At 36.9% G+C, this 6,906-nt stretch carries 5 protein-coding genes, 1 tRNA gene and 1 pseudogene; 4 read left to right on the forward strand and 3 right to left on the reverse strand.

All coding sequences use genetic code 11. From position 1 onward, the window contains the following. Positions 1-86: 86 nt before the first annotated feature. Complete coding sequence (locus CWATDRAFT_RS16305; protein WP_007306042.1) at positions 87-1,793, forward strand: type II toxin-antitoxin system HicA family toxin; 1,707 nt, start codon at positions 87-89, stop codon at positions 1,791-1,793. 320 nt (positions 1,794-2,113) lie between these two features. Here CWATDRAFT_RS16305 and asnB read toward each other — a convergent pair whose 3' ends face one another. The 3 genes from asnB to CWATDRAFT_RS16320 all read right to left on the reverse strand — a co-directional run bounded on the left by asnB (position 2,114) and on the right by CWATDRAFT_RS16320 (position 4,460). Further along, positions 2,114-3,616, reverse strand: coding sequence for an asparagine synthase B (asnB, locus tag CWATDRAFT_RS16310; RefSeq protein ID WP_007306047.1), 1,503 nt, complete (start codon positions 3,614-3,616; stop codon positions 2,114-2,116). 100 nt (positions 3,617-3,716) lie between these two features. Beyond that, positions 3,717-3,789 (reverse strand) — tRNA-His (locus CWATDRAFT_RS16315). A gap of 98 nt (positions 3,790-3,887) precedes the next feature. After that, positions 3,888-4,460 (reverse strand): peroxiredoxin, encoded by a 573-nt coding sequence (locus CWATDRAFT_RS16320; RefSeq protein WP_007306046.1) that lies wholly within the window; start codon positions 4,458-4,460, stop codon positions 3,888-3,890. A 182-nt stretch (positions 4,461-4,642) separates the two neighbouring features. Here CWATDRAFT_RS16320 and CWATDRAFT_RS16325 point away from each other — a divergent pair, with 182 nt between their 5' ends. The 3 genes and pseudogenes from CWATDRAFT_RS16325 to CWATDRAFT_RS16335 form a co-directional block, all read left to right on the forward strand. Beyond that, entirely contained in the window at positions 4,643-5,062 is a 420-nt protein-coding gene (locus tag CWATDRAFT_RS16325; RefSeq protein WP_007306043.1) for a Fur family transcriptional regulator, read from the forward strand. A gap of 354 nt (positions 5,063-5,416) precedes the next feature. Continuing rightward, a complete protein-coding gene (locus tag CWATDRAFT_RS16330; protein ID WP_007306044.1) occupies positions 5,417-6,346 on the forward strand; it encodes a calcium-binding protein in 930 nt (309 codons plus the stop codon). Positions 6,347-6,567: 221 nt separating this feature from the next. Further along, a pseudogene (locus tag CWATDRAFT_RS16335) lies at positions 6,568-6,906 on the forward strand (ISAzo13-like element transposase-related protein); the annotation flags it as partial.

Raw genomic sequence — 6,906 nt, forward strand, 5'->3', positions numbered from 1 at the left:
CTCCATAGGTTAAATAATATAAAGAAAACTTGAATCATTGTCAATAGAATTATTATAATCATAGTTCGTACATAAATCTTAAGAGAATGTTCCTTTCGATCTTAAGAAAGCAGTTATCTTGTAGACAAGTTGCGGTTATTTTTAGCCGCCTAATTATTATTGAGTTATTATTATTATCTTTTGGTATATTCGCTGTTCGTCAAACTTATTATACCTATCAAAATTATTCTTTTCTCGCCTCAGAAAGGTTAGATTATAACGTTTTGTTTCCCACAGTTCCTTTAGCTTTATCTTCTGCCATTATTACTAATGATACACAACAAATTGAAGAAGTTTTAGATGCTGATTATCAGGGGTTACAAGGGCTAATTATTACGGATATAGAAGAAAAAAAAATTCTGGGATATTCTTACGAAAATTTTCCCAATAAATCAAGTTGGATAAGGAATATCTCAGTTAATAATCTCAATAATTATTCTCATCATTTACTATTAGATCCTTTTTCTGCTTCTGCTAAGAGTTATTATTTTGCGAAGGGAGAAGATAAGGTTTATAATCAAGAATCAATTGATTCACAATTGATTCTTGCTAGAGTCTATTATATTAGAGACATTGCTGATAGCTTTTCACAAGAATTATTACAATGGCTTCAGAATCCTTTTAAAAAAAATTCTCGTTTCCCTCTTTATAATCTAACTATACTATTATTTATAATTATTGGATTATTTATCTGGAGTTTTACTGAGTGCTTTGTGATTTATCGGCTTTCAACTATTAGAGAAAAACAACAATTATTTCAAAGATTAAAATTAGAGAAAGAATTAGTAAAACAAGAAATAGAAAAAAGAAAAATTTCTGATCAAAATCAAGAATTGTTAAAAAATCAGCAGATTCAATTAGAAAAGGAAATTATTATTCTGAAGAATAATCTTAAGGACAAAATAGCTCAAAATTACCGTTTAATTGAGGAAAGAGAAAAAGAACAAGAAAATTTAGAAAAATTGGAGATTCAGCAAACTCAAAAAATACAAAATCTTCAAACTATTATCAAGAAATATGAACAAGAAATTTTAATTTTGGAAGTCTGGCAAGATAAATCTCAAGAGTTGGAGGAGATAAAACAAGAAAAAGAGAATTTGTTGCTACAATTGGAAGAACAAGAAAACCTAGAACAAGAAAGCAAGCAACATATTCAATCTCTGAGAAAAAAAATCGAAGTTTTAATGATTCAGAATCAAGAAAATGAACAAAAGATCAATGATTTACATGAATTACAGTTGTCTAATGAAAAGTCTCTTCAACAACGAGAAGAAACTATACAAAAAGAGTTTGAGAGACAAATTAACTTAGTTAAACTAGAGTCACAATATGCTTTTGAAGAAGCAGAAAGTCTAGAACAGGAAAAAGAAAGGTTGATGTCACAAAATAAAAATCTAAAAGAAAACTTAAATTCAGAAATAGAAAAAAATAAATGCTTAGAATTGGCACTAAAAACCTGTAAAAAGGGTAATAATAATGTTATTAATGAATTACAAAATACCAATGATGATAATGCCTCAATTCCTACATCTAATTTAACCAACATCTCTAGTAGAAAAGCTATCAAAGCTTTTCGGAAATTAGGATTTGAAAAAGATAGACATACTGGAGATCATTTTATTCTCAAAAAAACAGAAACCAGTACAATTACTTTCCCCATTCCTCATCCTCGACAAGAACTTAATCCCCTAACACTAAAAAACATTTTGATACAAACAAATACTACTTTAGAGGATTTTTTAAATAATTTGTAAAGCTGAATTAGATTTGTATCTAAAATAATTGTTAATTTCTGCTGTTCAAAAATACAAAAGATAAACGACCCATAAAACCTAGTCCAAATAGAAATAAAATGCCTAAGGAAGCAGAAGGTTCCTCAACACGATGAGCTAGGGCGTGTCTGCAAACAGTGTTAAGCTGAGTAAAACTACTTAGATTTTTATGGCAATCGATATCATAACATTCTAGTGTTTTACCGAATAATTATTAATTGCTACTCGATCTTGCTATAACAAAAAAGAGCGATCGCTAAAAATAAAAGCGATCGCAGTAAAAATTCAATAACAATATACCGTTAAAACCGTGTTTCTGCCCAACGAGCAACATTTGTTAAGAGAGCATCGGGGTTATCAAAAGCCTTCATGAATATTTGGTGATAATAACACTCTTCTGCTGATCTTAATTTTATATCTGGATGCTCTTTTTGATATTGTTGAGCCTGTTGTTCATTCATCACATCTTTTAAGGTTTCAGTTAACAAGTCAACTGTGCCACTTCCTTCATCAAATTGTTCTTTTTTGCGCCAAACAATTTCCTCTGGTAAAATATCCTCAAAGGCTTTGCGTAAGATCCATTTTTCTACAGGGGGCGTACCTTTCAGTTTTAAATGAGCAGGTACTTTTTGACCTAGTTCGATCATTTTTAAATCTAAAAATGGCACTCTTCCCTCGATAGAATGAGCCATAGTTAAACGATCAACACGCTGTAGATTAATGTTGTGTAAACTGTTGACAGATCTTCTTAATTCCCTATGTAATGTATCATCGCTGGGAATATCTTTGTAGTAAGTATAACCAGCAAAAAGCTCGTCTGCTCCTTCTCCCGTCAGAATTACTTTTACATATTCAGAGGCTAAACGTGAAGTAAAATAACAAGGTATCCCACTTCTAACTAAGTCTTGGTCAAAGGATTCTAAATAATAAATAATCTCCGGTAGTTTGGCGATCGCTTCTTCGGGTGTAATAATGTATTCGTGGTGTATGGTTCCTAAATAATCAGACACCAAACGAGCAGCATTAATATCTTTACTCCCGGCAATACCCACAGAAAAAGTATGTAATTCAGACTTATGTTTTTTGGCGATAGCAGCGATAATACTACTATCTAAACCTCCCGACAAGAAAGCACCTAAAGGTACATCGGACATCAATCTTTTAACCACAGAAGCTTCTACGGTTTCTCGTATTTCTTGCAATAACTCATCCACATTAGCATCCAGTTCGGGGGGAATATCTGGTAAGCTGTAATACTGAGAAAACCCTGTTTCTGATGAGAAGAAATGGCCAGGGGGAAATTCTTCTACATTCTCACAAAATTGTGTGATAGCTTTTAATTCCGAGGCAAACCAAAAGTTACCGTCTTTTTCACTATAATAAAGAGGTTTGATGCCGATGGGATCACGAGCAGCAATAAACTTATTATCGTCAATAATAGCAAAGGCAAACATTCCATCTAATTCGCCCACTGCAGTTGTATTCTTTTCCTCGTATAAGTGTAAAACTGCTTCCGTATCGCTTTTCGTTAAGAACTTGTATTTTTTGGCTAATTCTGGTTGCAATTTAGGATAATTATAGATTTCTCCATTACCAATAATTGCTTGGGTGTTTGCCTTGGAATAAATGGGTTGATCTCCCCCATCTACATCCATAATACTCAATCTCTGATGCCCCAAAATTCCTGAACCGTTGGGAACTGTAAAAATCCCTTTTGCATCTGGACCACGATGAATAATACTCTTCATCATCGCCTCAACGTTAGTTTGTTCTGTTTGTCCCCAGATTCCTGCAATGCCACACATAATTTTTTTAGAACGCTACCCTTGAGGTTAGTCCAATAATCTTGAATCCCCTACAAAATCCAAGAATAATTTAACAAGTGCTGGTCAGGTTTATATTCAGGGCGAACGATGGGACTTGAACCCACGAATGCCGGGACCACAACCCGGTGCCTTAACCACTTGGCTACGCTCGCCATACACCTTAATTACTATAACATATTGTTCTGTTTCTGCACAAGATATAGTAGAGCCAATTTGCCAATTGGCTCTACCAATATTCTAGTGGTAAAAATTAACCTACAAAAGCTTTGCGGGGTTCAGAAACACCAGCAGACTCAGTGCCTTTGAGGTAAGCTAACATGGTGTCAGCGTCGGATACTTCAAAGGGATCGGTAGGACAGTTATCGCTGAAGTCAGGTTCGACGAACATTTTCTCTACCTTGCAGTCGTTCACTAACATAGAGTAACGCCAAGAACGCATACCAAAACCGAGGTTAGACTTCTCGACTAACATCCCCATTTTACGGGTAAATTCGCCGTTGCCATCGGGTAATAAGGAGACGTTTTTGGCTTCTTGTTGTTTGCCCCATTGGAACATCACAAAAGCATCATTCACAGACACACAAATAATTTGGTCAACTCCTAACCCCTTGAACTCCTCATATAACTCTTCGTAGCGAGGTAAGTGGTTAGATGAACAAGTGGGAGTAAAAGCACCAGGCAAGGAAAAAACAATCACTTTTTTTCCTTTAAAAATTTCTTCGGTGGTTACATCTTGCCAACGAAAAGGGTTAGGCCCTGGCACAGACTCATCACGAACACGGGTTTTAAAGACAACGCTGGGTACAGTTTCGATAACAGCCATACTTCACCTCTTGACAATGAATTTTGTATCAGTTTTTACCAACATATATCAGAATAATTCTTATTTAAGAAAAAGTCAATGGTAATAACTACTCAGTTTATTGAGTAATTTTAAGATATGAAATAATCTCAATAACCCTAAATTATAATATAGGGAGATGAGAACAACAAAAAGTCAAAGCGATGAAAAAAGAAGCTAATACGATTGTAAACGCGCTAAAAGCCAAGAAATTGAGGGTAACACCGCAACGTTTTGCTGTTTACGCAAATTTACTCCAGAGAAGCGATCATCCTACCGCAGAGCAGATTTTAAAGGATCTCAATGAAAATGTGCCAACCTCTTCACAAGCAACGGTTTATACGGCATTACAAGCGTTACGTGAAGTAGGTTTAGTCAGAGAGGTGTTGTTAGAGCCAGGGGTATGTCGCTATGATGCTAATCTAGAACCTCATCATCACTTTCATTGTCCTTGTTGTGGAGTAATTGAGGATATTCCTTGGGATACTTTTCAGCCCTTGAATTTACAACGGTTACGCCCAGGTATAACCCCAGAACGTTACCAAGTGACCGTTGAAGGGGTGTGCGATCGCTGTCAAGAATAAACGGTAACCATTAGTTGTGCAAAAAATTGAATTGCCTATGCTTATCAAGTAAGTAATATTTGATATACTTTACTAGGTATGGGTTTATGTGGCCTAAATATGCCTTGTGATTAGGATTGGAAACTGCCCCAGAATATTGTGGGCTAATAGTTGAAATATTGTGCGATCGCTGTAACTAATAAAAAATAGCTCCAACTTGTGCAAAAGTTTAATGTAATGTTAATGGTCAACTAGGTAATATTTGCTATACTCTTATAGTCTTTATACAATCTAAAATGCGATTTCTGAGCATATTCTCAGATAATGCTGCCTTACTACTGACAATTACAAATTAAATCAGAGGAGATTTTAATCATGTCATATATTGGAACTAATGGTAACGACAACGAATTTGATAATCCTAATTTAGAGCAATATGGTCTGAACGGAGATGATGCTTTAGGAAAAAGTGACGGGGACTTTAAGCCGTTTGGTGGAGAAGGTGACGACACTCTTTTCCAACTTGGTGCCTTCTTGATGGATGGGTTTGGTGGGCCAGGTAATGATTGGATGACCCTCGTGAACACCAGTCCTGGTAGTTCTCTTTACGGTGAGGATGGTAACGACATCATTGAAGCTGGAGGGGGAGCGGATACCATTTATGGTGGTGAGGCCAGAGATGCACTGTATGGCCGTGGCGGTAATGATACCCTTTATGGTGGTGGCGGTAACGATGACAGGCAGGATATTACCGCAGGAACGCAAGCCTTTGGACCAAACTTTTTCAACACCACACTTGGGGGACTCTATGGTGGAGAGGGGGATGACCTTCTTGACGGTGGTGCTGGCAATGACGAAATCGCCGGGGGACTGGGAGATGATATCCTCAGAGGTGGAGATGGGGACGACCTGATGTACGGAAACTTTGGTAACGACAGAGTTTTCGGTGATGCGGGAAATGACACCATGTACTCGAGGCTAGTGGATGCTGTAACCATGTTTGGTGGACTAGGTGATGATATTATCGGTACTGGTAACGCCGATGATTTGATTACTGGTAACGCCGGAAACGATATCATTTCTGCCGGCGACGGGGTAGATATCGTGATGGGAGACATCGGTAATGATACTCTGGCAGGTGGTGCTGGAAATGATGGTTTCTTGGGTGGTGCCGGAAATGATGTCTTTAACCTGACTACGGAAGTCATTGCCGGAGAATCCGATGGTATAAGTGATTGGGAAAATGGTCGGGATATCTTATTATTACCCTCTGCCTATAGTGGCTCGACGATCTTCGGAAGTTAGGTAATTTCCGAGAAAGCTTTTCCCATAGGGGGTAATCGCTTGGACTAAAGGCTTTCAAGAAATAAAAGGAACAGAGAGTTAGCGGATCTTGGTACACAACTTTAAAATTTCATAATTGGCTTGTCTGAAAAAACAGAAGAAATAGATTAAAATGAAGAGGTAAAAAGATTAGAGAGAGCAAATTGAAGCTAAAACAGACAAATCATCCCTTAACCCCGTCGATGGTCGATGATTTACGTTTAGCAGCCTCAAAAATGACGGGAGCAGAGCGTCGTTCATTTCAAGCTGAAATGTGTCTCAAGTATTGTGGAGGAAGTGCCAGACAAACCGAAATCGTGTTTGGTTGGGGGAGAAAAAATGTTCAACTTGGATTACATGAAAAACGAACTGGGATAGTGTGTTTAGGATTACAATCAGTCAATAGTGGATGTAAAAAATGGGAGGAAAGATACCCAATAGTTGCCCAATCATTGAAAGAAATAGCCGAAGCTCACGCACAACAAAACCCCACATTTAATAACCCCATGCNTATACAAGATAANCGGGTACCGACTGATTTT

The sequence above is a fragment of the Crocosphaera watsonii WH 8501 genome (assembly GCF_000167195.1).
Classification (GTDB): Bacteria; Cyanobacteriota; Cyanobacteriia; order Cyanobacteriales; family Microcystaceae; genus Crocosphaera; species Crocosphaera watsonii.

Coding starts and splice junctions, on each gene's coding strand:
- CWATDRAFT_RS16330 (WP_007306044.1), top strand. CDS start 5,417: ATGTCATATATTGGAACTAATGGTAACGACAACGAATTTGATAATCCT.
- asnB (WP_007306047.1), bottom strand. CDS start 3,616: ATGTGTGGCATTGCAGGAATCTGGGGACAAACAGAACAAACTAACGTT.
- CWATDRAFT_RS16325 (WP_007306043.1), top strand. CDS start 4,643: ATGAAAAAAGAAGCTAATACGATTGTAAACGCGCTAAAAGCCAAGAAA.
- CWATDRAFT_RS16305 (WP_007306042.1), top strand. CDS start 87: ATGTTCCTTTCGATCTTAAGAAAGCAGTTATCTTGTAGACAAGTTGCG.
- CWATDRAFT_RS16320 (WP_007306046.1), bottom strand. CDS start 4,460: ATGGCTGTTATCGAAACTGTACCCAGCGTTGTCTTTAAAACCCGTGTT.